At 59.4% G+C, this 22,058-nt stretch carries 20 protein-coding genes; 8 read left to right on the top strand and 12 right to left on the bottom strand.

What is annotated here, in order from left to right; genetic code table 11:
- Window positions 1-65: 65 nt before the first annotated feature.
- The 9 genes from J3351_RS07965 to rpmH all read right to left on the bottom strand — a co-directional run bounded on the left by J3351_RS07965 (window position 66) and on the right by rpmH (window position 9,095).
- Complete coding sequence (locus J3351_RS07965; RefSeq protein ID WP_005929172.1) at window positions 66-860, bottom strand: ParB/RepB/Spo0J family partition protein; 795 nt, start codon at window positions 858-860, stop codon at window positions 66-68.
- 157 nt (window positions 861-1,017) lie between these two features.
- Window positions 1,018-1,725: a 16S rRNA (guanine(527)-N(7))-methyltransferase RsmG gene (rsmG, locus tag J3351_RS07960; protein ID WP_005929169.1), complete on the bottom strand. Its 708-nt coding sequence runs from the start codon at window positions 1,723-1,725 to the stop codon at window positions 1,018-1,020.
- A gap of 181 nt (window positions 1,726-1,906) precedes the next feature.
- Window positions 1,907-3,781: a tRNA uridine-5-carboxymethylaminomethyl(34) synthesis enzyme MnmG gene (mnmG, locus tag J3351_RS07955; protein WP_207697483.1), complete on the bottom strand. Its 1,875-nt coding sequence runs from the start codon at window positions 3,779-3,781 to the stop codon at window positions 1,907-1,909.
- 265 nt (window positions 3,782-4,046) lie between these two features.
- On the bottom strand, window positions 4,047-5,417 hold the full coding sequence (gene mnmE, locus J3351_RS07950) for a tRNA uridine-5-carboxymethylaminomethyl(34) synthesis GTPase MnmE (RefSeq protein WP_156066859.1): 1,371 nt from the start codon (window positions 5,415-5,417) through the stop codon (window positions 4,047-4,049).
- 129 nt (window positions 5,418-5,546) lie between these two features.
- Window positions 5,547-6,668 carry an RNA-binding cell elongation regulator Jag/EloR gene (jag, locus tag J3351_RS07945; protein WP_156066857.1) on the bottom strand — a complete coding sequence of 374 codons (1,122 nt, stop codon included), beginning with the start codon at window positions 6,666-6,668 and terminating at the stop codon, window positions 5,547-5,549.
- A gap of 5 nt (window positions 6,669-6,673) precedes the next feature.
- Window positions 6,674-7,756 carry a YidC/Oxa1 family membrane protein insertase gene (locus J3351_RS07940; RefSeq protein WP_117505974.1) on the bottom strand — a complete coding sequence of 361 codons (1,083 nt, stop codon included), beginning with the start codon at window positions 7,754-7,756 and terminating at the stop codon, window positions 6,674-6,676.
- Between the two features lie 262 nt (window positions 7,757-8,018).
- Window positions 8,019-8,318 carry a membrane protein insertion efficiency factor YidD gene (gene yidD / locus J3351_RS14260; protein ID WP_005929149.1) on the bottom strand — a complete coding sequence of 100 codons (300 nt, stop codon included), beginning with the start codon at window positions 8,316-8,318 and terminating at the stop codon, window positions 8,019-8,021.
- Entirely contained in the window at window positions 8,315-8,713 is a 399-nt protein-coding gene (gene rnpA, locus J3351_RS14310; protein ID WP_035393239.1) for a ribonuclease P protein component, read from the bottom strand. The genes yidD and rnpA overlap by 4 nt, the downstream gene beginning before the upstream one ends.
- Window positions 8,714-8,960: 247 nt before the next feature.
- The gene (gene rpmH, locus J3351_RS07925) at window positions 8,961-9,095 is read right to left on the bottom strand and encodes a 50S ribosomal protein L34 (RefSeq protein WP_005929142.1); all 135 of its coding nucleotides are present in this window, start codon (window positions 9,093-9,095) and stop codon (window positions 8,961-8,963) included.
- A gap of 386 nt (window positions 9,096-9,481) precedes the next feature.
- On the opposite strand from rpmH, the gene dnaA reads away from it, so the two are divergent.
- From dnaA to J3351_RS07885, 8 genes are all read left to right on the top strand, one after another.
- On the top strand, window positions 9,482-10,804 hold the full coding sequence (gene dnaA / locus J3351_RS07920; protein ID WP_005929139.1) for a chromosomal replication initiator protein DnaA: 1,323 nt from the start codon (window positions 9,482-9,484) through the stop codon (window positions 10,802-10,804).
- A gap of 400 nt (window positions 10,805-11,204) precedes the next feature.
- Window positions 11,205-12,311, top strand: a complete 1,107-nt coding sequence (dnaN, locus tag J3351_RS07915; protein WP_097773091.1) for a DNA polymerase III subunit beta — start codon at window positions 11,205-11,207, stop codon at window positions 12,309-12,311.
- An 11-nt stretch (window positions 12,312-12,322) separates the two neighbouring features.
- Window positions 12,323-12,538 (top strand): RNA-binding S4 domain-containing protein, encoded by a 216-nt coding sequence (locus tag J3351_RS07910; RefSeq protein WP_005937022.1) that lies wholly within the window; start codon window positions 12,323-12,325, stop codon window positions 12,536-12,538.
- 3 nt (window positions 12,539-12,541) lie between these two features.
- On the top strand, window positions 12,542-13,663 hold the full coding sequence (gene recF, locus J3351_RS07905; RefSeq protein ID WP_117534292.1) for a DNA replication/repair protein RecF: 1,122 nt from the start codon (window positions 12,542-12,544) through the stop codon (window positions 13,661-13,663).
- 87 nt (window positions 13,664-13,750) lie between these two features.
- Window positions 13,751-14,002 carry an extracellular matrix regulator RemB gene (gene remB, locus J3351_RS07900; RefSeq protein ID WP_005929118.1) on the top strand — a complete coding sequence of 84 codons (252 nt, stop codon included), beginning with the start codon at window positions 13,751-13,753 and terminating at the stop codon, window positions 14,000-14,002.
- Window positions 14,003-14,058: 56 nt separating this feature from the next.
- The gene (gyrB, locus tag J3351_RS07895; RefSeq protein WP_005929115.1) at window positions 14,059-16,053 is read left to right on the top strand and encodes a DNA topoisomerase (ATP-hydrolyzing) subunit B; all 1,995 of its coding nucleotides are present in this window, start codon (window positions 14,059-14,061) and stop codon (window positions 16,051-16,053) included.
- 12 nt (window positions 16,054-16,065) lie between these two features.
- Window positions 16,066-18,630 (top strand): DNA gyrase subunit A, encoded by a 2,565-nt coding sequence (gene gyrA / locus J3351_RS07890; protein ID WP_005929111.1) that lies wholly within the window; start codon window positions 16,066-16,068, stop codon window positions 18,628-18,630.
- A gap of 319 nt (window positions 18,631-18,949) precedes the next feature.
- The gene (locus tag J3351_RS07885) at window positions 18,950-19,534 is read left to right on the top strand and encodes a manganese efflux pump MntP family protein (protein ID WP_117534295.1); all 585 of its coding nucleotides are present in this window, start codon (window positions 18,950-18,952) and stop codon (window positions 19,532-19,534) included.
- Window positions 19,535-19,615: 81 nt separating this feature from the next.
- Here the strand turns inward: J3351_RS07885 and J3351_RS07880 are convergent, their stop codons facing one another.
- The 3 genes from J3351_RS07880 to J3351_RS07870 form a co-directional block, all read right to left on the bottom strand.
- The gene (locus J3351_RS07880; protein ID WP_207697482.1) at window positions 19,616-20,296 is read right to left on the bottom strand and encodes a GntR family transcriptional regulator; all 681 of its coding nucleotides are present in this window, start codon (window positions 20,294-20,296) and stop codon (window positions 19,616-19,618) included.
- Window positions 20,297-20,493: 197 nt separating this feature from the next.
- The gene (locus J3351_RS07875; protein ID WP_207697481.1) at window positions 20,494-21,198 is read right to left on the bottom strand and encodes an RluA family pseudouridine synthase; all 705 of its coding nucleotides are present in this window, start codon (window positions 21,196-21,198) and stop codon (window positions 20,494-20,496) included.
- The gene (locus J3351_RS07870; protein ID WP_097773087.1) at window positions 21,195-21,746 is read right to left on the bottom strand and encodes an NUDIX domain-containing protein; all 552 of its coding nucleotides are present in this window, start codon (window positions 21,744-21,746) and stop codon (window positions 21,195-21,197) included. The genes J3351_RS07875 and J3351_RS07870 overlap by 4 nt, the downstream gene beginning before the upstream one ends.
- Between the last annotated feature and the right edge of the window lie 312 nt (window positions 21,747-22,058).

The raw sequence follows: 22,058 nt of genomic DNA, 5'->3' as shown, positions 1-22,058 counted from the left end.
GTTTTCCGATTATTTTGCGTAAAAACCCTGTGGAATTGCATTTTTTGTGAAAATTGCGATGCGTTTTATCTTTGCGCGGCTGCGGTTGGAATGCGCACCGTGTATTCGATATAGCCGTCCCGCTCTTCCCTGTGGGCCGTGGCAGGCACACCGTTGTCCGTCATCAGCCGGATGGCATGGTCGATGGTGTTGACAAAGATGCGCACATCCTTGACCATGGAGATGCGGTGTCTGCCCGGGGCGGCGGCATTGAGCACCTGCTCAATGTACAGGTCGGTCTGCCGGGCATTCATCCGCCGCTTGGCAATGGTGATAAGGGCTTCGCTCCGCCGGTTCTCGGGCAGGCGCAGGACAGCCCGGGCGTGGCGCTCGGTCAGGCCATTGTCCAGCACGAACTGCCTTTGGTCGGTGGTCAGCTGCAGCAGCCGCAGCTTGTTGGCAAGGGTGGGCTGTGCCATGCCCAGCCGCTTGGCCGCCTCGGCCTGGGTGCAGTCCCAAAGGGCGATCACATCCCGCAGCCCTTGTGCCTGCTCAAAGGGGTTCAGGTCTTCCCGCTGGATGTTTTCCAGCAGCCCCAGCGCCGCAGTCCGCTGGTCGCCGCAGTCACAGAGGATGGCCGGGATGGTCTCCATCCTGGCCAGCTTGCAGGCGCGGAGCCGCCGCTCCCCTGCCACCAGCTCGTAACCACCCTCGACCTTCCGCACCGAGATGGGCTGAAGCAGGCCGTTTTCCCGGATGCTCTGGGCCAGCCCCGCCAGCTCCTTTTCATCAAAAACAGTCCGAGCCTGAAACGGCGAGGGACGGATGCTTTCCACAGGCAGGGTGTAGATCTTTCCGGCAGATTTCTTCCATTCAAACATGATTCTTTCCCCTTTCGCTGAAATGTGACGCAGTTTTCCACCGTTTCCCGGGAAACAGTGGAAAACTTATTCATTGCAGTTCCAGTGTATCAGAAATCAAAAAGCCCTGCCAGAAGAATCGTTCGGCAGGGCTTGGCATTTATCTTGCGGTTTTGCGTTATTTCAGCGGAGACTTTGCGATCTTTCCACCGTTTCTGGGGTAGGCTGTCGGAGTTTGCGAAATCTTTTTGCAGAGGATGAGGGTGCGGGTATCGCCGCCCGGCAGATGCAGGGTGCGGGTCTCCTTGTACTCGCCGCCCAGCTTCCGGATGGCACCGCGGGCTGCAGCCAGCTCCTCCTCGCCGGAAGCGCCTTTCATGGCAAGGAAGCTGCCACCCACCTTGACCAGCGGTAAGCAGTACTCGGCCAGCATGGGCAGAGCCGCCACCGCACGGGCAGAGGCCAAATCAAACTGCTCCCGCCATGCTTTGCGGGCGGCTTCCTCGGCGCGCTCCTTGGCAAACTCCACCCCGGTCAGGCCCAGCTGAGCGCAGGCATACTTCAAAAACTCCACCCGCTTGCCAGTGGGCTCCATCAGGGTCAGCTCCAGCTCGGGCTTGTAGATCTTTGTCACGATACCCGGGAATCCAGCACCGGCACCCACGTCCACCATCTTCCCTGCCACCTCGGGCTGGCTGGCAAACAGCAGGCTGTCGAGGAAGTGCTTGTCCTCAATGCCCTCCGGGTCGGTAATGGCGGTCAGATTGACCTTCTGGTTGTAGTCCACCAGGATCTGCGCAAAGGCATCCAGCTGGTCCAGCTGTTCCCCGGTCAGCGCAATGTTCCACATGGAACATTTTTGCTCTAATCTGTTCTTGTCGATCATTTATCTGTCCCTTTTCGTTTTAGGCAATTCTTTTCTCTTTCTACCAATGGCTCCCCTGCCAGGGGAGCTGTCGCCGCAGGCGACTGAGAGGTTGTACAGAGGTTATGCTATCCTTCGTCCAACCTCTCCGTCAGTGCTACGCACTGCCACCTCTCCTAGTAGGAGAGGCCTTGGCATTGCATTAGGTTTTCTCTCTCACTGTTAAAGCAATACTCAGCTGCGCCACATCGGAGGGCGACACACCGGGGATGCGGCCCGCCTGCCCCAGATTCTTCGGGCGGATGCGGGTCAGCTTCTCACGGGCCTCCAGCGTCAGGCCAGTCAGGTCAGCATACTCAAAATCTGCGGGAATCAGGGTCTTTTCGTGGCGGGCCACGTCACGGATCATCCGATCCTGCCGGGCAATGTAGCCTGCGTACTTGATCTCGGTCTCCAGCCGCTCGGCCAGCATGGGGGTGATGCCCTCGCCCCAGCCGATCACCCCCGCCAACAGCGGGTAGCTGATCTCAGGGCGGCGGAGCAGCTCCTCGGCAATGCCGCCCTCAGCGGCAGGGGTCAGCCCAGCTGCTTCCATGGCAGCGCGCAGGTCAGCGGTGCGCAGGTGGGTCTCGTGCAGGCGGCGGCGCTCCGCTTCCAGAATGCTCTGGGTGTGCTGGTATTTTGCCCAGCGGTCATCTTGCACCAGACCATACTCCCGGCCAATGGGGGTCAGCCGCTGATCGGCGTTGTCCTGCCGCAGAGTCAGGCGGTACTCGCTCCGGCTGGTCATCATGCGGTAGGGGTCCATGACCCCCTTGGTGACAAGGTCATCCACCAGCGTACCCAGATAGCTGGTCTGACGCTCCAGGATCAGCTGGCTCTCCCCTTTTGCACTGCGGGCGGCGTTCAGACCTGCCAGCAGACCCTGCGCTGCGGCTTCCTCGTAGCCGGAGGTGCCGTTGAACTGGCCTGCACCATACAGGCCCCGCACCACCTTGCTCTCCAGCGTGGCTTCCAGGCTGGTCGGGTCTACGCAGTCATACTCGATGGCGTAGGCCGGGCGCATGATTTCGATGTGTTCAAAGCCCTGAATGCTCCGGTAAAAGGCGTTCTGCACATCCTCAGGCAGGCTGCTGGACGCACCCTGCAGATACATCTCCTCTGTGTTCTCGCCGCAGGGCTCCACAAAGATGGGGTGCCGGTCCTTGCCCGCAAAGCGCACCACCTTGTCCTCAATGGAGGGGCAGTACCGGGGGCCAACCCCCTCGATCATGCCGCCATAGAGCGGGCTGCGCTGGATGTTGTCCAGAATGATCCGGTGGGTCTCGGGGTTGGTATAGGCAATCCAGCATTCGACCTTGTTGTGCATGGGTGCATCCGTCAGAAAGCTGAAGGGCTGCAGCTCGCTGTCCGGGTCGCCAGGCTGGCACTCCAGCTTGGAGAAGTCGATGCTTCTCCGGTGGACACGGGCGGGCGTACCGGTCTTGAACCGCCGCAGAGGCAGACCGGCGGCTTTCAGGCTTTCGGTCAGGGCATTGGCGGCGTGCATCCCGTCAGGGCCGGAAGCATACCACGCATCACCGACAAAAATCTTTCCACCCAGATTGGTGCCCGTGGCAATGACCACACACTTTGCGCTGTACTCCCCGTTCAGCTGGGTCACAACGCCCTTGACATGGCCGTTCTCCACCTCAATGCCCACCACCTCGGCCTGATGGATGGCAAGGCCGGGTGTAAGTTCAAGGGCGTGCTTCATATATTCGTGGTAGCGCTTGCGGTCGGTCTGAACGCGCAGGGCATGAACGGCAGGGCCTTTGCCCTTGTTCAGCATCCGGCTCTGCAGGTAGGTGGCATCCGCCGCAAGGCCCATCACACCGCCCAGCGCATCCAATTCGCGTACCAGCGTTCCTTTTGCAGTTCCGCCGATGCTGGGATTGCAGGGCATGTTGCCAATGGCATCCAGGCTCATGGTAAACACCGCCGTTTTGGCACCCAGCGTGGCAGCAGCGTGGCCCGCTTCAATGCCAGCGTGGCCCGCGCCTATTACGATCACATCATAATCTCCTAAATGGTTCATAACTTTTTCGGATTCCCTCTATTGTCAATGGAACAATCGAAACTGTACCTACACAGCCCGTCGCGCAGCGACTTCAAATCGGTGGAAAGCAAAAATACGGTTAAGAGATCTTCGCGCGGGAGCGCGAATCTCCAGCATTTTTGTTTGGAGCTCACTTCTTTGGGGTCACTAGGGGCGAGCAGCCCCTAGTTCGTGCCTCCCGCGCTTCGAAAGTAGCGGGTGCTTTTCTGGTTCTCTTTTGGCACGCAAAAGAGAACATTCCTCATTACTTCCCCACACAGAACCGCTCAAACACTTCATTGATGACATTCTCCGACGCATTTTCGCCGGTGAGGTCACAGAGGGCATCCAGCGCATCGTCCACACAGACCGATACAGCATCCAGTCCGAACCCGCCGCTGACCGCATCCAGCGCACCGGCCACTGCATCCCGCGCACGGGTGGCGGCGGCAAGCTGGCGCTGGCCCGAGAGGCTGGCAGCGTGGGGGTCGATGTTGTTGGTGCCCAGCAGGCGGGCAACGGCAGCAGCGATCACCCTGCGGCTCCCCTCTTCCTGGCAGCAGACCGGGATCACCATGGCAAAATCGCCTGCAATGATCTCTGCGTCAAACTGAGTGGGCTTGTCCTCTTTGTTGACCAGTGCAATGGCCGGGCGACCGGCGCACCGCTGCGCCAACGCAAGATCCTCCCGGGTCAGGGGCTCAGAGCCATCGAACACCGCCAGGATCAGCCCTGCCTCTTCTAGCTTTTTCCAGCTGCGGCGGATACCTTCGGCCTCGATCGCATCCTCGGTCTCCCGCAGACCGGCCGTGTCGAACAGGTTCAGCCGGATGTCCCCCAGCCGGACGGCCTGCTCCACCACATCCCGGGTGGTGCCCGCCACGGGGGTGACGATGGCCCGGTCGAACCCGGCCAGCAGATTGAGCAGGGTGGACTTGCCCGCATTGGGCCGCCCCACGATGGCACAGTCCACACCCTCCCGCAGGACAGCACCGGCATCATAATTCCGGATGAGGGTGTCCAGCTCTCCCTTCACGGCAGTCAGGGTGGATATCAGCTGGGCATCCTCCAGCGCGGGAACGTCCTCCTCGGGGAAATCCACCCAGGCAGTCAGATGGGCCTGCAGGGCGGTCAGGGCATCCTTTTCAGCCCCGATCTTCTTCGCCAGCGCGCCGTTCAGGGAGGCATTGGCCAGCGCCGCACCCTGTCGGCCATCGGCAGAAATCAGGTCCATAACGGCCTCGGCCTGGGTCAGCCCCAGCTTGCCGTTGAGGAAGGCGCGGCGGGTGTACTCGCCGGGGGCGGCGGGGGCGGCACCGGCTGCGATGCAGCTTTCCACCAGCCGCCGGGCCACCGCACTGCCGCCGTGGCAGGAAAGCTCCACTACATCCTCGCCGGTGTAGCTGTGAGGTGCCCGGAAGAAGAGTGCCACGCCCTCGTCAAAGGCTTCCTCCCCTTCCATGAAATGCCCAAACAGAGCGGTGTAGCCCTTGGCATCTTCTACCCGCTTTGCCGGGTTGGCCGGGTGGAACACCTTTGCCGCCACGGCATAGCTCTCCGGGCCGGAAAGACGCACCACGGCAATGCCGCCTGCGCCGGGCGCGGTTGCAATGGCCGCGATCGTTGAATGTTCCATGTTGGTGCTCTCCCTCCGCTCTCAAATCAGAATTATTGTATCACGAAGCGACGAAAAAGGAAAGAGACAAAAAGCCCCCTTCCAGTTTTCCACCGGAAGGGGGCAGCATTGTGCAAAACTCAGCGGAGTTTACAGCTCGATCTTGCCAAAGCTGAAATCGGCAAAATCATCCACGCGCTCGGTACGCTTGGGTGCCACGGGTGCGGCAGTCTCTGCGTCACGGGGAGCATAGGTGCGCTCGGGCACACTGGAAGGACGAGGACCGCGGCTGCCTGCGGGGCGGCCATTGCGGGGACCGCCATTCCGGGGGCTGCTGCCGCGTCCGCCGCGGAAGCCGCCATTGCGGTTGCCGCCGGGGCGGCGGCCATTGCCCCGCGGGCGGCGCTCGCCGTAGGTGTTGTCGGTCTGGGCATCGGGAGCAGTGGAATAGATGACCACACGGCGGTCACGCCCCTCCCCCTTGCTCTCGCTGCGCACACCCTCCATCTTGCCGATGGCAGAGTGGATGATGCGGCGCTCGTAGGGGTTCATGGGCTCCATGGCAAAGCTGCGGCCGGTCTTGCGCACCTTGTTGCCAATGCGCTGTGCCAGCACGGTCAGGTCATTCTCACGCTTGTCGCGGTAGCCGGCCACATCCAGGCCCAGCTTGATGTAATCTCCTTCCAGACGGTTGGCCACCAGGCTTGCCAGATAGGACAGGCTCTCCATGGTCTCGCCGCGGCGGCCGATCAGGGCACCCAGCTTCTCGCCATCCAGACGGATGATGGTGGCCTCGCCCTTCTGCACGGCGCTGAAGGTAACATTCTCCACGCCCATCAGGGCAATGACTTCCTTCAGGTAGTCCACAGCGGCCTTGACCTTGGCGTTCTCTTCGATGTTGATGGGAACTTCCGGCTCCTCACCCTCTGCGGCGGGGTCAGCAGTCTCCTCAACGGGAGCGGCCTCCTCTGCCACAGGGGCAGCGACAGGCTCTTCGGCCTTGGGTTCCTCAGCGGGAGTTTCCTCCACAACAGGCTTCACCTCAGGCTCCACCTTCTCCTCCACCACGGGAGCGGCCGGGGCATCGGGCTCTTCCACGCTCACACGCACCTTGGCGGGGGTGGTCTTCAGGCCCAGAAAACCAGTTTTCTGAGGCATTTCGAGCACTTCATAGCTCACATTCAGGTCGTCGGCCTGCACGCCCAGCAGGGCGCAGGCTTTTGCGCGGGCTTCATCGACCGTCTTGCCGGTCGCTTCCTGAGTACGGATCATAACCGTCAATCCTCCTTCTTGTTTTCCAGCTCGCTCAGCGGAACGGTGCGCTCGTCCTTATAGCGCTCCTCATCCAGCTTGCGGGCATACTCCAGGCGGCGCTTGTTCATTTCGCTGGCGGAGATATTTTTCTCCACGACCTCGCCGGTCTTTTCATCCGTGACCTTGATGGTGGTGCTCTTTACACCGCGCTTCTGCTCCTTCTTGCGGGCAGCCATCTCGGCGGCGACCTCTGCCTTCATCTTCTCAGGGTCGTAGATCTTCTTCATCAACAGGCTCTGCACGGTCATCAGGATGTTGGAAACAACGTAGTACAGAGAGAAAGCGCTGGGCACGGTGAAGCAGAAGAAGACGTACATCAGCGGCATCATATACATGGTCAGCTTCATGCTGCCCTGCATCTCCTGGCCGCTGGCCTTCATGCTGATGTGGGTGGACAGGAACATGGTCACGATCGCCAGGACCGGGAGGATCAGCAGGGGCAGGTTCTCTGCAGCCAGGCTGTATTGGGGCACACGGGTCAGGTCGATGCCAAAGAAATCCATGTGCTGGCCGAACTCGGTGATGGTAGCCACCTGATCCGGGGTGAAGCAGGAGGAAACGGTGCTCTCGCCTGCAATGACCTGTGCAATGATGTTGGTGTCGCGGGTCACGGTGGTAAAGCTGATGCCCATGGCAGTCAGGGCCTCACCTGCGGCGGTCAGGGCATCGGCACCAATGTGGAAGATGCGCTGCAGCGGGCGGTACACCACCTCGATAACGCCGAACATGACCAGGAAGTTGACCAGCATGGGCATACAGCCTGCGGTGGGCTTGTAGCCCTGCTCCTGCAGCTTCATCAGCTCTTCCTGCTGCTTTTCGGGCTTGTCGCGGTACTTTTTCTGGATCTCGGCCACCATGGGCTGGAAAGCGCTCATGCGGGCCATACTCTTCTGCTGGTTGAGCTGGAGGGGGATCTTGATTACGGTGATGAGCAGGGTGAACAGGATGATGTCCCAGCCGTAGTTGGGGATCAGCTTGTAGATCCACTCCATTACATAGCCCAAGGGCCAGCCCAGGATGTACAAAGGATTCATAGTTTCGTCCATTCTGCCCCGCCTGTGGTGCGGGACGTTTAGATTTTTATGAGAAGGACACCCCGCCCACAGTGCGGAGCGTCACAAGAAGCATAAGAACGGATTAAACCTCTCAGTCAACGCCTGCGGCGTTGCCAGCTCCCCTAATAGGGGAGCCCTTGGCAAAACCGTCAACTGAATCGGACTGCCAAAGCCTCCCCTACCAGGGAAGGTGGCATTGCGAAGCAATGACGGAGAGGTTGTACATAGGAGCCGTGTATCATAAGCACGCTGCTTAACCGTGCCGCCCCCGGAACAGCTTTGCCGGGGACAGTCTCCGCTCCGGGCTCACCCAGCGACCTTTGGGCGGCACCGGGTCAAAGCCCCACCGGCCAAGGGGGTTGCACCGGGCGATGCGCCAGGCGGTGAGCAGCAAGCCCTTGATGCAGCCATGAGTCTGGATGGCTTCTATGCCATACTGGCTGCAGGTGGGGGTAAAGCGGCAGTTGCGGCCCAGCCCCGGGCTGATAAAGCGCTGGTAGAACCGGATGGGCGCACAGAGCGCGTTCCGGCAGACGCGGGAGACGGGATTCACTGTTTTGCGGCCCGGTCTGCGGGCGGGACCGTGGCAGGGGGCTTTGCGCCCGGCTGCTTTGCCTTGTCGGGCAGGCCGGCCTGGGCAAAGAGCCTGGCCACCACTTCGCTGAGCTGCCAGCTCTTCAGGCGGGGGGTCATGCCCCGGGCCACAAACACCAGATCATAGCCGCCGATGTTCTGATCCAGATGCTCATCAATGGCAGCCTTCATCACGCGGCGGGCGCGGTTGCGTTGGACGGCATGGCCGATCTTTTTGGTGGCTGTCAGGCCCACGCGGGTCTTTTTGCCGCGGGTCTTGAGCACATACAGCACCAGCGCCGGGTTCACATAGGACTTGCCGCGGGCATACACGCGGCCAAACTCGCTGTTGCGGCGGATGGGACGATAGCGCACTGCTCCGTCGCCTCCTTTTCGGTTAAAAAATCGCAGAACTTCCCTAAAGGCAAAGTTCAAAATTCAGTATAGCAAAAAAACGCCGACATGAAAAGGCTGTCCGAGCGTTTTTTGTGCCAAATCTTTTGCCAAATTTTTAGTTATTCCGCGCGCAGAACGTCCAAAATAAGAAAAAGACCGCCAATTCAGGATCAGCAGTCTTTTGTGCGCATGTTCAATTCTGCGCCGGATCCCTGGCAAAGCGGGATCAGACGGTCAGGCTCTTGCGGCCCTTAGCACGGCGAGCATTGATGACCTTGCGGCCGTTCTTGGTGCTCATGCGGGTCAGAAAGCCATGAACTTCCTTGCGATGACGCTTCTTGGGCTGAAAAGTTCTCTTCATGGTTGTATCCTCCGTAAAAACTCGTCCCCGGTAATGGGGTATTTCTGGTCCCAAATTGGGGACAGGCTTGCAATTCAACAGTATATCGCACACTATCCCCTTCTGTCAAGCATTTTTTTCACTTTCCAGCAAACTTTTTTCAAATTTCTTTGTGAAAAAGCTTTCAACTTTTTCACCGGTTCTCCGTGGAAAACTTTTCTTCCACCATATCTTGTGGCCAAAAACCGCCTTGAACACAAGAGCCGCGAGGGCACGATGGAGCGTCTTTTCTTATGTATTATAAATTACATTATAGAATATAGACGCAGGGAGATTTTTGTGGTATACTAACGGGGTATCAGCAGCATTGTTGAAAACTTCGACCAATTCAATGGAGTGGATGTTTTATGGATTCTTTCAAGGACGTTTTAGAGGCCGCCCAGGCATACTGCAAAACGCAGATGGCCGAGCCGACCTATAATCTCTACATCGACGGACTTGAGCCCATCAGCTTTGAGGACTCGAGCCATATCACCCTGTCGGTGCGCAACGATTTTATCTGCAAGATCGTCACCGACCGCTACCTCGGCCTGCTGAAAGAGGCCTTTAAGACCGTGCTGGGCTTTGACGTGGACATCACGCTGGTGGTGCCCAGCACCCCGCCCCATGAGGTGGTGCTGGCCCAGCAGTACGAGGCAAACCCCGCCTCGCCCCAGGGCAATTACGAGTTCACCTTCGAGAACTTCATCAAGGGTCCCTCCAACCAGTTTGCGTTTGCTGCGGCGCAGGCGGTTGCGGCCAACCCCTCCGGGGCCTATAACCCGCTGTTCATCTACGGCGGCTCCGGTCTGGGCAAGACCCATCTGCTCACGGCCATCCAGACCGAGATCAAGCGCACCCACCCCGATTTCGTTATCATGTACGTTACCTGCGAGCAGTTCACCAATGAGCTGATCGCCGCCATCCGCGCCGGCAGCACCGAGGACTTCCGGATGAAGTACCGCGTGGCCGACCTGTTGCTGGTGGACGATATCCAGTTCATCGCCGGCAAGGAGTCCACCCAGGAGGAGTTTTTCCACACCTTCAACTCCCTGCACGATGCCCACAAGCAGATCGTGATCGCCTCTGATCGCCCGGCCAAGGAGATCAAGAGCCTGGAGGAGCGCCTGCGCACCCGCTTTGAGTGGGGCCTGACCGCCGATGTCCAGCCGCCTGATTTCGAGACCCGCGTGGCCATCGTCAAGCGCAAGGCCGAGCTGCTCCACCTGGATCTGCCCGAGGACGTGGCGGAATTCATCGCCAACCACCTGAAAAACAACATCCGCCAGCTGGAGGGCGCAGTGAAAAAGCTGAACGCCTACTACATGCTGGAGGGCATCCAGCCTGTCATCAGCGTGGCACAGAATGCCATCAAGGACATCCTCAACGAGACCCAGCCCGTGCCCGTGACCATCGAGAAGATCGTGGGCGAGGTCTCTCGCACCTTCAACGTCTCCCCTGCTGACATCCGGGGCACCAAGCGGAACGCCAACGTTGCATCCGCCCGACGCGTGGCGATCTATATCCTACGCGAAGTCACCGGCATGAGCATGGAGGAGATCGGCCGGGAGTTCTCGGGCCGTGACCACTCCACCATCGTCTACTCCCTCAAGACCATGGAGCGGGACATGAAGAACGACCAGCACCTGCGTGAAACCGTCAGCGACATCATCAAGAACGTCAAGGCCTGACGGGAAAGCGGGGGCAAAAGTCATACTCTCATAAGGGATAAAACCCCAAATATGGGGAGAAATGCAGGGGAATCCGGGAAAACAGAACAAGATATTGTGTTCAGACGACAAAGTTCTCCACTCTTTCCACCGAGTTTTCAACATTCAACTTCTGTTTTGCACACCCGCCGTGGAAAGAAAAGCAGCTCCAGCCCTTTCCACAAGCCTTTCACACTGCATTCACAATCCGGTGGAAAACCACGGAGCCGCACCATTCCACACATTTTCCGACTTTTCCACATCTTCCCCAGCCCCTACTACGAATACTACAACAAGTTCAATATAGATTTGGAGGGTTTGTCCCTGTTTTATGGGAGAAAGAACCTCAAAACTTGAATCCAAAATAAGGAGAGACGCGCAATTGAACATCATCTGTGATAAGACCCTGCTGAGTGCAGCCATTGACGGCGTTTCCAAAGCTGTTACCCTGCGCTCCACCATCCCGGTACTGGAGGGTATCCTGCTGAAAGCCGAAGGCTTCCAGCTCACCCTGACCGGCTACGACCTGGAAATGGGCATCGTGACCACCATTGATGCCAATGTCAAAGAGCCCGGCGAGGTGGTGCTGAACGCCAAGCTGCTCAGCAGCATGGTCAGCCGGATGCCTTCCGGCCAGATCAACATCCAATCTGCCGAAAACGGAAAAACCACCATCCAGAGCGGTGTGGCACAGTTCGAGATCCAATCTATGAACCCCACCGATTTCCCCGAGCTGCCCAATACCGGGGCCGAGGAGACTCTGAACATCAAGACCGGCGTGCTCCGTGATATGATCGAGCGCACCCTGTACGCCGTCAGTCAGGATGAGAAAAAACCTGCACATACCGGTGAATTATTTGAGATCTCGCCGGATAAGCTGACCGTTGTTGCGCTGGACGGCTACCGTCTGGCCATTGTGGAACGGCCGGTGGAAGCCATAAAAGAGATCCGTATCATCGTACCCAGCAAGACCATGAACGAGGTCTCCCACCTGCTGGCCAACGACGACGAGGAGACCGTGCACATCTCCGCCAACCGCCGCTATGTGGTGTTCACCACCGCCGGTTACACCATCATGAGCCGCCTGATCGAGGGCGAGTTCCTCAACTACCACAACGTGATCCCCAATGGCAGCCGCACCAGCGTGGTTCTGGACACCAAGGAGTTCATCGAGACCATCGAGCGTGCCTCCCTGATCATTACAGAGCGTTTAAAAAATCCCCTCCGCATCAGTTTTACAGAGGGTAAAGTGGTGGTCCGCTGCCAGACCAATCTGGGCCGCGTGGTGGATGAATTCAACGCGCAGTGCGAGGGCGATGAGGTGGAGATCGGTTTCAACAACCGCTATCTGCTGGATGCCCTGCGCAACGCCCGCACCGAGCAGGTCAAGCTGGAGATCAGCGGCCCGCTGAGCCCGGTCAAGGTTCTGCCTACCGAGGGCAGCGACTTTTTGTATCTGGTCCTGCCTGTCCGCTTCAAGAATGATTGAGAGGCATAAAAATGCAAAAAATTCTCATCCATACGGAATTTATCAAGCTGGATGCCCTGCTGAAATATGCGGGTCTGTGTGAGACCGGCGGCGAAGCCAAGGAGCTGGTGCAGGGCGGTGCTGTCAAGGTGAACGGTGAGGTCTGCACCATGCGGGGCAAAAAGTGCCGCGCCGGGGATGTCATCGAGTTGGACGGCCAGACCGTGGAAGTGGGACAGGGCCAGTAAACCATGCGCCTGCTTTCCTTAGAAGTAACGAATTACCGCAATATCGCATCGGCAAGCCTGACCCCGGGCCGGGAGCTGACTGTGATCTGCGGCAACAACGGCCAGGGCAAGACCAACCTGCTGGAGGCCATCTGGCTGCTGACCGGCGGCAAGAGCTTCCGGGGCGGCAAGGATGCAGAGCTGGTGCGGCGGGGTGAGCCTTTTGCTGTGCTGGAAGCTTCCACGCTCCGGGCACAGCAGGAGGAACAGGAGCCTGACGAGCCGAACCGTGTCCGGCTGACAGTTGGTACCCCGGATTCCCAGCGGCCCGGGCGGTACGCCTCAGTGAACGGAGCAGCCCCCAGGCGGGCAGCAGGGCTTGCCGGCAGTTTTCCGGCTGTCGTGTTTGACCCTGGCCACCTGAGCCTGGTCAAGGGAGCGCCCGAGGGGCGGCGCAAATTTCTGGATGCCGCCCTCTGCCAGCTCTACCCCGGCTACCTGACCGTGTACCGCCGCTATCTGCGGGCCCTGCAGCAGAAAAACGCTCTGCTGCGCCGCTCCCCTGCCGGGCAGGAACGTCCCTACGCCGAAAAAATGGCCCTGCTCGAGGTGCTGAACACCGAGCTTGCCGCGCAGGGGGAAGCCATCCAGCGGCGGCGGCGGGCCTACCTGGAACGGCTGGCTCCGCTGGCCTGCGCCAATTACGAGGAGCTTTCCCATGGGGCAGAGCGGATGGAGCTGCGGTATGCCGCCCAGTTTGAGCCGGGTGGTCTGGCAGCCCTGCTGAAAGCCCGCCAGAATGAGGAAGTACGGGCCGGGCAGAGCCTGTGCGGCCCCCACCGGGAAGATCTGGAACTGCTGCTGGACGGCCAGCCCGCCAGAGTGTTTGCCAGCCAGGGGCAGCAGCGCAGTGTGGTGCTCAGCCTGAAAATGGCCGAAGCCGCCGCCGCTGCCGCCATCACCGGCGAGCACCCCGTCCTCTTGCTGGACGACGTGCTCAGTGAGCTGGATGATGGCCGCAAGCAGTATCTGCTGACCCGGATGCGGGAAAAGCAGACCTTTGTCACCAGCTGTGACGATACGGCCTTCCTGAAAACGGATGGCGAGGTCTACCGCATGAACGGCGGTGTCCTGAGTAAAATCTGAAATGAAGAAATGTTGCATCGCTGCATTGCATAGAATGCGGAGAATGCGACAGAATATGCAGTCTGCATCTGCGGGAGAATATACGCAATGTATATCCATCTGGGCCGGGACTATGTCCTGAATGACCGTGATATCATCGGCATCTTCAATCTGGAGACCACCACCGTCTCCCCCCGGGGGCGGGAATTTCTCAACTATGCCCAGAAGAACGGGGCCGTGGTCAGCCTTTCGGATGACCTGCCCCAGTGTTATGTTCTGGCCGATGCCCCCGTGGACACCGTTTATCTTTCGGAGTTGTCCAGCGCGGCCATGAAGCGGCGCACCGAAATGTCGTTCTGAAAAAATCAACAACGATCCAATCGATTGAAAAAATATCAAGTAAAGGGAGAAAGGATATGGCAGAGGAAATCATCACCAGCACCAATGTGGAAACCGCGACCGACCATGAGTATAATGCCAGCGAAATCCAGGTCCTGAAGGGTCTGGAGGCCGTGCGCAAGCGTCCCGGCATGTATATCGGCTCCACCGGTGAGCGGGGCCTGCATCATCTGGTCTACGAGATCGTGGACAACGCCATTGATGAAGCGCTGGCTGGCTACTGCAACCACATTGAGGTCAAGATCTTAAAGAATAACATCATTCAGGTCACCGACAACGGCCGCGGCATCCCAGTGGATATCCAGGCCGATACCGGTCTGCCCGCCGTCACCGTCGTCTATACCATCCTGCACGCAGGCGGTAAGTTCGGCGGCGAGAACTCCGGCTACAAGGTGGCCGGTGGTCTGCACGGTGTCGGCGCGTCCGTGGTCAACGCCTGCTCTGAGTGGCTGACGGTCAATGTCCGCCGCGACGGCCATGAATACGAGCAGACCTTCCGCCGCGGCGACCCGGACGGCCCCCTGAAGTGTCTGGGCACGGTGGCCGAGGGGGTCACCGGCACCCGCGTTACCTTCAAGCCCGACCCCGAGATGTTCAAGGACACCACCGTCTATAACTTCGAGACGCTGGAAAAGCGTCTGCGCGAGGAGAGCTTCCTGAACGCCGGTGTTAAGATCACCCTGACCGATGAGCGGGAGCTCTATACCCCCGTTCTGGAGGATGGCCAGGAGGGCGACCCCTGCTACCGTACCGAGGTCATGTGCTATGAGGGCGGCATCAAGAGCTTTGTCACCTATCTGGGCGAAAAGCGCAATCTGGAGGTGCTCCACCCCAATGTCATCTACCTCAAGGGCCAGACCGAGCGGGGCATGGCCGAGATCGCGCTGCAGTATAATTCCAGCTATAACGAGCTGCTGCTGAGCTTTGCCAACAACGTCAACACCCCGGACGGCGGCACCCATGAAGAGGGCTTCCGCACCAGCCTGACCCGTGTGTTCAACGATTACGGCCGCAGCCACGGCCTGCTGAAGGATAAGGACGAGAACCTTTCCGGCTCCGATGTCCGCGAGGGCCTCATCTGCGTCATTTCCGTCAAGCTGCAGGAGGCGGAGTTTGAGGGCCAGACCAAGGCAAAGCTGGGCAATACCGAGATCCGCACCCTTGTTTCCAACATGGTGTACACCAAGCTGATGGAGTTCTTTGAGGAGAACCCCGGCGTGGCAAAGGCCATTTTTGAAAAGGCCACCCAGGCAGCCCGCGCCCGCGCCGCCGCCAAAAAGGCCCGGGAGCTGGTGCGCCGCAAGAGCGCGCTGGAGACCAGCCGGATGCCCGGCAAGCTGGCCGACTGCCGTGAAAAAGACCCCACCCGCACCGAGATCTTCATCGTCGAGGGTGACTCTGCAGGCGGCTCCGCCAAGATGGGCCGTGACTCTGCCATTCAGGCCATCCTCCCCCTGTGGGGCAAGATGCTGAACGTGGAAAAGGCCCGCGCGGACCGCATCTACGGCAACGATAAGCTGATGCCCGTTGTGCTGGCTCTGGGCTGCGGCATCGGCGAGGAATTCGATATCTCCAAGCTGCGGTATGATAAAGTGTTCATCATGGCCGATGCCGATGTTGATGGTTCTCACATCTGCACCCTGATGCTGACCTTCTTCTTCCGCTATATGCGCCCCCTCATCGAGCAGGGCCATGTCTATGTCGCCCAGCCGCCCCTGTTCAAGGTGCAGAAGGGCAACACCATCAAGTACGCCTACAACGATGCTGAAATGGCCATCCTCTCGCAGGAGATGCCCGGCGCAAAGGTCAACCGCTATAAGGGCCTTGGTGAGATGAACCCCGAACAGCTGTGGGAAACCACCATGAACCCCGATAACCGCGTCATCGTTCAGATCACCATTGAGGATGCCGAAAAGGCCGATGAAGCCTTTACCATCCTGATGGGCGACCAGGTGGAGCCCCGCCGCCGCTTTATCGAGACCAACGCCCAGTACGCGAAGCTGGATGTGTAATTGGAGGAAACAATGGAAGAAGATTATGTGATGATACCGGGCAGCGGTACCAAAAAGATCATCCGCGATGTCAAGAAGGAGATCGAGACCGCGTTCCTGGACTACTCCATGTCAGTCATCGTGTCCCGCGCCCTGCCCGATGTGCGCGACGGCCTGAAACCTGTCCACCGCCGCATCCTGTATACCATGCACGAGCGCGGCAACGACCCCAGCCATGCATACCGCAAATCCGCCGACACCGTTGGTGCGGTGCTGGGCTCCTACCACCCCCACGGCGACGCATCCGTTTACGATGCCATGGTCCGTCTGGCACAGGATTTCTCCCTGCGCTACCCGCTGGTGGATGGTCAGGGTAACTTTGGTTCTGTGGACGGCGACCCCCCGGCTGCTTACCGTTACACCGAGGCCCGCATGAGCCGTATGGCCGTGGAGATGCTGACCGATATCGACAAGGATACCATCGACTGGGACCCCAACTTTGATGAGACCAAGAAGGAGCCCAGCGTTCTGCCCTGCCGTTTCCCGAACCTGCTGGTCAACGGCAGTCAGGGCATCGCTGTTGGTATGGCCACCAACATTCCGCCCCACAACCTGAGCGAGGTCATTGACGGCTGTGTGGCCTATATTGAGGACCCGGACATCGACCTGCCCGGCCTGATGGAGCACATCAAGGGCCCCGATTTCCCCACCGCCGGCATCATCATGGGCCGCAGCGGCATCCGTGCTGCCTACGCCACCGGCCGCGGCAAGATCACCCTGCGCGGCCGCGCCACCATTGAGGAAAAGAAGAATGGCCGCGCCCAGATCATCGTGACCGAGATCCCCTACATGGTCAACAAGGCACGCCTCATTGAGAACATTGCCGACCTGGTCAAGGAAAAGCGGATCGAGGGCATCAGTGACCTGAACGATGAGACCAACCGCAAGGGAATGCGCATCGTGATCGATGTGCGCAAGGATGCCAACCCCCAGGTCGTCCTGAATCAGCTGTATCAGTACACCCAGCTGCAGGATACCGTGGGTGTCATCATGCTGGCCATCGACCACAAGGTGCCCAAGGTGATGACCCTGAAGCAGATGATCCAGAAGTATGTGGAGTTCCAGGACGAGGTGGTGCGCCGCCGCACCCAGTATGACCTGAAAAAGGCCCGGGAACGCGCCCACATTCTGGAAGGCCTGAAGAAGGCCACCGACATTGTGGATGAGCTGATCGCCACCATCCGTGCCTGCAAGGGCGGCATGAGCGAGGCCAAGGCTGCCATCATGGAGCAGTTCGGCTTTGATGACCCGCAGGCAGATGCCATCGTCAAGCTGCAGCTGGGCCGTCTGGCTGGTCTGGAGATCCTGAAGATCGAGGAAGAGCTGGGCTCCCTGAACGCCAAGATCCGGGATTGGGAAGAGATCCTGGCCGATGATGCCCGCGTGCTCGAGATCGTCAAGAGCGAGCTGCTGGAGATGAAGCGCCGCTTCGGCGATGACCGCCGCACCGAGATCGAGACCGTGACCGGCGAAGTGGATATCGAGGATCTGATCGCTGAAGAGCAGTGCGTTTATACCCTGACCGAGGCCGGTTATATCAAGCGCCAGCTCAAGGCCACTTATCAGGCCCAGAAGCGCGGCGGCCGCGGCATCTCCGGCATGACCCGCAAGGAAGAGGACATCGTGCAGGAGATGTTCGTGGGCTCCACCCATGATTATGTCCTGTTCGTTACCGATAAGGGCCGCCTGTTCCGCATCAAGGGCTACACCATCGCCGAGGGCAGCCGCACCAGCAAGGGCACCAACATCGTCAACCTGCTGCAGCTGGCCGAGGGCGAAAAGGTCACCAACATGCTCTGCCAGAGCAAGGATACGGCCAATGAGGGCGGTTTCGTGACCATGGTTACGAAACAGGGCCTCATCAAGCGCACCCCGCTGGAGCAGTACGCCAACATCCGCAAGAGCGGCCTGATCGGCATTGCCCTGAACGAGGGGGATGCGCTGGCCTGGACAAGACTGACCTCCGGCCACGATATGCTCATCGTTGCCACCCGCAACGGTCAGGCCATCCGCTTCAATGAGGAAGATGCCCGTCCCATGGGCCGCAGCGGCCACGGCGTGCGCGCCATCAAGCTGGCCGAGGGCGACGAGGTCGTGGGTGTCTGCATCTGCCGTGAGAACGCCACCATCCTGACCGTGACTGAGAACGGCAAGGGCCGCCGGTCCGACATCGACACCTACCGCATCACCGCCCGCGGCGGCAAGGGCATCCGCAACTACGATGCCTCCAAGGACAAGGTCGCCGCGGTCAAGATCGTGGACGATGTGGATGACGTGCTGCTGAGCAGCCAGGAGGGCATCATCATCCGCCTGCACGCCAATGAGATCCCGGTGCAGAGCCGTTACGGCTCCGGTGTCCGTGTCATGCGTCTGGGCGAGAATGATAAGGTCATGGTCCTGGCCCGTACCGACCACGACGATGAAGCCCAGACCGAGACAGTAGAGGCTGAGGAGGGCGATGAGCCCACCGCAGAGCAGCTGGCCGCCATGGAAGCAGCCGATGAGGCTTCCGCCTCCGAGGCACCGGCTGAGGATTGAGCCTCTCCTGCCAGATAAAATAAAAAAGTTAGCCTGGACTTCTATCAGAAAATATGATAGACTAACGAAACGATCACAAAATCCCATGGGGGAGTAGCAGGCGCTGTTTGCAGACGGCGCAGCAAGTCAACACAATGACAGCACCGCTGTCTGGCTTGCTTTCATTTGCGAGACTCATGTGTTATGGTGCGGAGTACCACGCCCAACACATGGAGTTCATTTGTAAAAAATGACCCGAGACCGGACGTGCACGCGCGCCGATCTCGGGTTTTGTTTTTGCCGCACCGTAATTTTGGTCAGATTCAGGAGGCATTCAGTTATGGAATGGAGTTTTTTGTTTTTTCTCAACAGTGCACTGCTGGGCGTGGGCCTTGCCATGGACGCGTTTTCGGTCTCGATGGCAAACGGTCTGCATGACCCCGGCATGTCCCGAAAAAGGATGTGCATCATTGCGGGCACCTTTGGCGTGTTTCAGGCCGTGATGCCCATGACAGGCTGGGTCTGCGTCCATACCATCGTGGAGATGTTCTCTTCCTTTGAAACGTTCATTCCCTGGATCGCCCTTGCCCTGCTGGGCTATATCGGCGGCAAGATGCTGATCGATGGCATCCGGGGCGAGGAAACCGAGGAAGCCGCCGCGCTGAGTGCCGGTGCCCTCTTCATGCAGGGCGTGGCCACCAGCATCGATGCCCTCTCGGTCGGCTTTACCATTGCGGAGTATGGCTGGCTGATGGCGCTGACGGCTTCCGGCATCATTGCCGTCGTCACCTTCTTCCTCTGCATGGCGGGCCTGCGCATCGGCAAAAAGTTCGGCACAAAGCTCTCCGGCAAGGCCTCTGTGCTGGGCGGTGTCATCCTCATCGGCATTGGGCTGGAAATTTTCATCTCCGGCGTGTTCTTCTGAAAAAGAAGCAAAGAAAACCGGCACAGCGTCAGGCAGGCGCTGTGCCGGTTTTGTTCCCCGTGGAACATTTTTAAGGGTGCGTTATTTTTCCGGCTCGAAGTAGTCGGCATATTCCCCGGTGAGCTTAGAGCCCAGCCGCCGGATGCCACCGTAGAGGTGGCGTTCCACCAGCGGCTCAAAGGCGGCAAGATCACACCGCTCAATGGCGGTAATGATGTTCTGGTGGTCGGCGATTACCTCGTCCAGCCCGCCGCTGGTCATGGTGTCCAGCATCCGGAAGCGGCTGTAATCGGCGTGGGCGTTCTGTAAGGTGCGCCACAGATACATTTTTCCCATGGCAGCAAACCATGTCTCGTGGAGCAGGCGGTCTGCCTCATAGAGCTTGTTGTAGTCGATCTCTTCGGCGCGGGCCAGCGCGGCGTAGGCATCGGCCCGCCGCCGGATGAGCGCCCGCTGTTCCGGCGTACACTTGGGCGAGAAGTCCCGCAGGACGCGGGCTTCCACGGCGGTGCGCTCGTAGATAAGCTCATCCACGATCTCCCGGTTCAGCCGGGTCACAGTGGTACCCTTGTAGGGCACGATCTTCACCAGCCCATTCTCCTGCAGCCGCTGCAGCACCACCCGGATCATGGAACGCGGTGCCCCGAAGCGGGCGCAGAGCGGGTTCTCACTCAGCGAACTGCCCGGCCGCAGGGTCAGGTCGATGATCTCCCGCTCCAGTACAGCGTAAATTTCAGCGTCGGTCTTGTATTGCTGTTCCATATCACTCACCTAGTTGAAATGATTATTCCTTTAGCGGGCTCGCCCTCTCAGTCATCGCTACGCGATGCCAGCTCCCCCAAAGTGGGAGCCCTTGGCAGTCCACGCAAACTTCATCTTTTTGCCAAGGCCTCTCCCTTTGGGAGAGGTGTCACCGCAGGTGACGGAGAGGGCGAGGATGCTGACCATGTGCAACAGCCTTATTCCAAAAACTCCTTCCACGGTGCGGCGGCGGGCAGGGGCAGAGAAAAGGCCATGGGCTTGCCGGTCTCCGGGTGGACGAACTGCAGCCCTGCGCTCTGCAGGGCAATGTCCCCCTTGAACCGGCTGCCATATTTGCCGTCTCCGTAAAGCGGGTGCTTCCGGGAGGCAAACTGCACCCGGATCTGATGCGTCCGCCCGGTGTGGAGCGTGATCTCCGCAAGGCTCAGGGAACCGTCCGGGGCTGTCTCCACGATGCGGTATTCCAGAACGGCTTCCCGCACCCCCTTGCGGGGGCGCTTTACCGGAAAGACCCGGCCTTTCCGGCTGTCCTTGAACAGGTAATCCCGCAGGATGCCCTCGGGTGGCAGCGCTTCGTCCGGCCCGCCTGCGATCACGGCCCGGTATGTTTTAAGAAAGCAGGGCTGTGCCGGTGCACCGGGGCCAGCCTCTGCCCTGCCGTCCAGAATGGCATAGGCCTGCTGGCTCTCCGTCACCTGCTTTGTCAAGGCAGCTGCGGCTCCGGGGGTTCTGGCATAGACCATCAGCCCTGAAACGCCGGTGTCCAGCCGGTGGATGACCCCAACGTATGCATCCGGCCTGCCCCACCGCTGGCGCAGGGCAGCGGGCACGCCTTCCTCGCTGGTCAGCCCGGCGGGCTTGTCCAGCACCACAAGGGCGGTATCTTCGTAGAGAATGTTCACAGCTTGCCCTCGTCCAGCAGGGCCTTGAGCTTGAGCACGCCTGCAATGGTCTTGCCATCCTTGATCTCGCCGCGCATCACCATCTCATAGGCCTGGGTCAGCGGCACCCGGTCAGGGGTCAGGAACTCGTCCGCATCCAGATGCATCCGGGTCTCGTGCAGACCGGTGGCCACCCAGGTGTAGATGATCTCGGTATCATAGCCCACGGTGGGATAGAACTCGCCCAGGGAGGTGTACTTGTCGGCGGTCAGGCCGCACTCCTCCTCCAGCTCCCGCTTGGCGGCTTCAAAGGGATCCTCCCCTTTTTCCAGCTTGCCGGCGGGCAGCTCCCACAGCTCCTGCTGCATGGCGTAGCGGAACTGGCGCACCATGCAGATGGTGCCGTCCTCAAAGTAGGGCACGATGCAGGCCCCGCCGTGGTGGTGGACCACCTCGCGGGTGGCGGTCTTTCCATTTTCCAAAAGGGCGGTATCTTTGGTCAGGGTGACCACCCGGCCCTCGAACAGCACCTCACTTGTGAGCGTCTTTTCAAAATGTGCAGCGTCCATCGTATTTGCGTCCTTTCCAGATGATAATGATGCTGGTTCAAGTTTACGGCAACAAAGCGCCGGTTGTCAATTCAAAATTGAGGATAAATTAAGAAAAATACAGCAAAAAAGCCGGATTCTTAATAATCTGTCAGGTTAGATGCAACAAAAAACACAAGCGTAAAAAAGCACCAAAAAATTTCTTGAAATTTTGTTGCGTTTTGCCAGTGGGTTTGCATTTACTTTGAGGGCGGAATTTGCTAATATAATATATGAGCAATAGTGCCTTTTGGGGTTCTCCGGCCCCAGCGGGGCGCGATTGCCCCGCGCAAA

The organism is Faecalibacterium sp. Marseille-Q0746 (assembly GCF_017377595.1).
Lineage (GTDB): Bacteria > Bacillota > Clostridia > Oscillospirales > Ruminococcaceae > Faecalibacterium > Faecalibacterium duncaniae.
The sequence above is the reverse complement of the archived record's forward strand: the minus strand, read 5'-3'. Positions and strand labels throughout refer to the sequence as shown.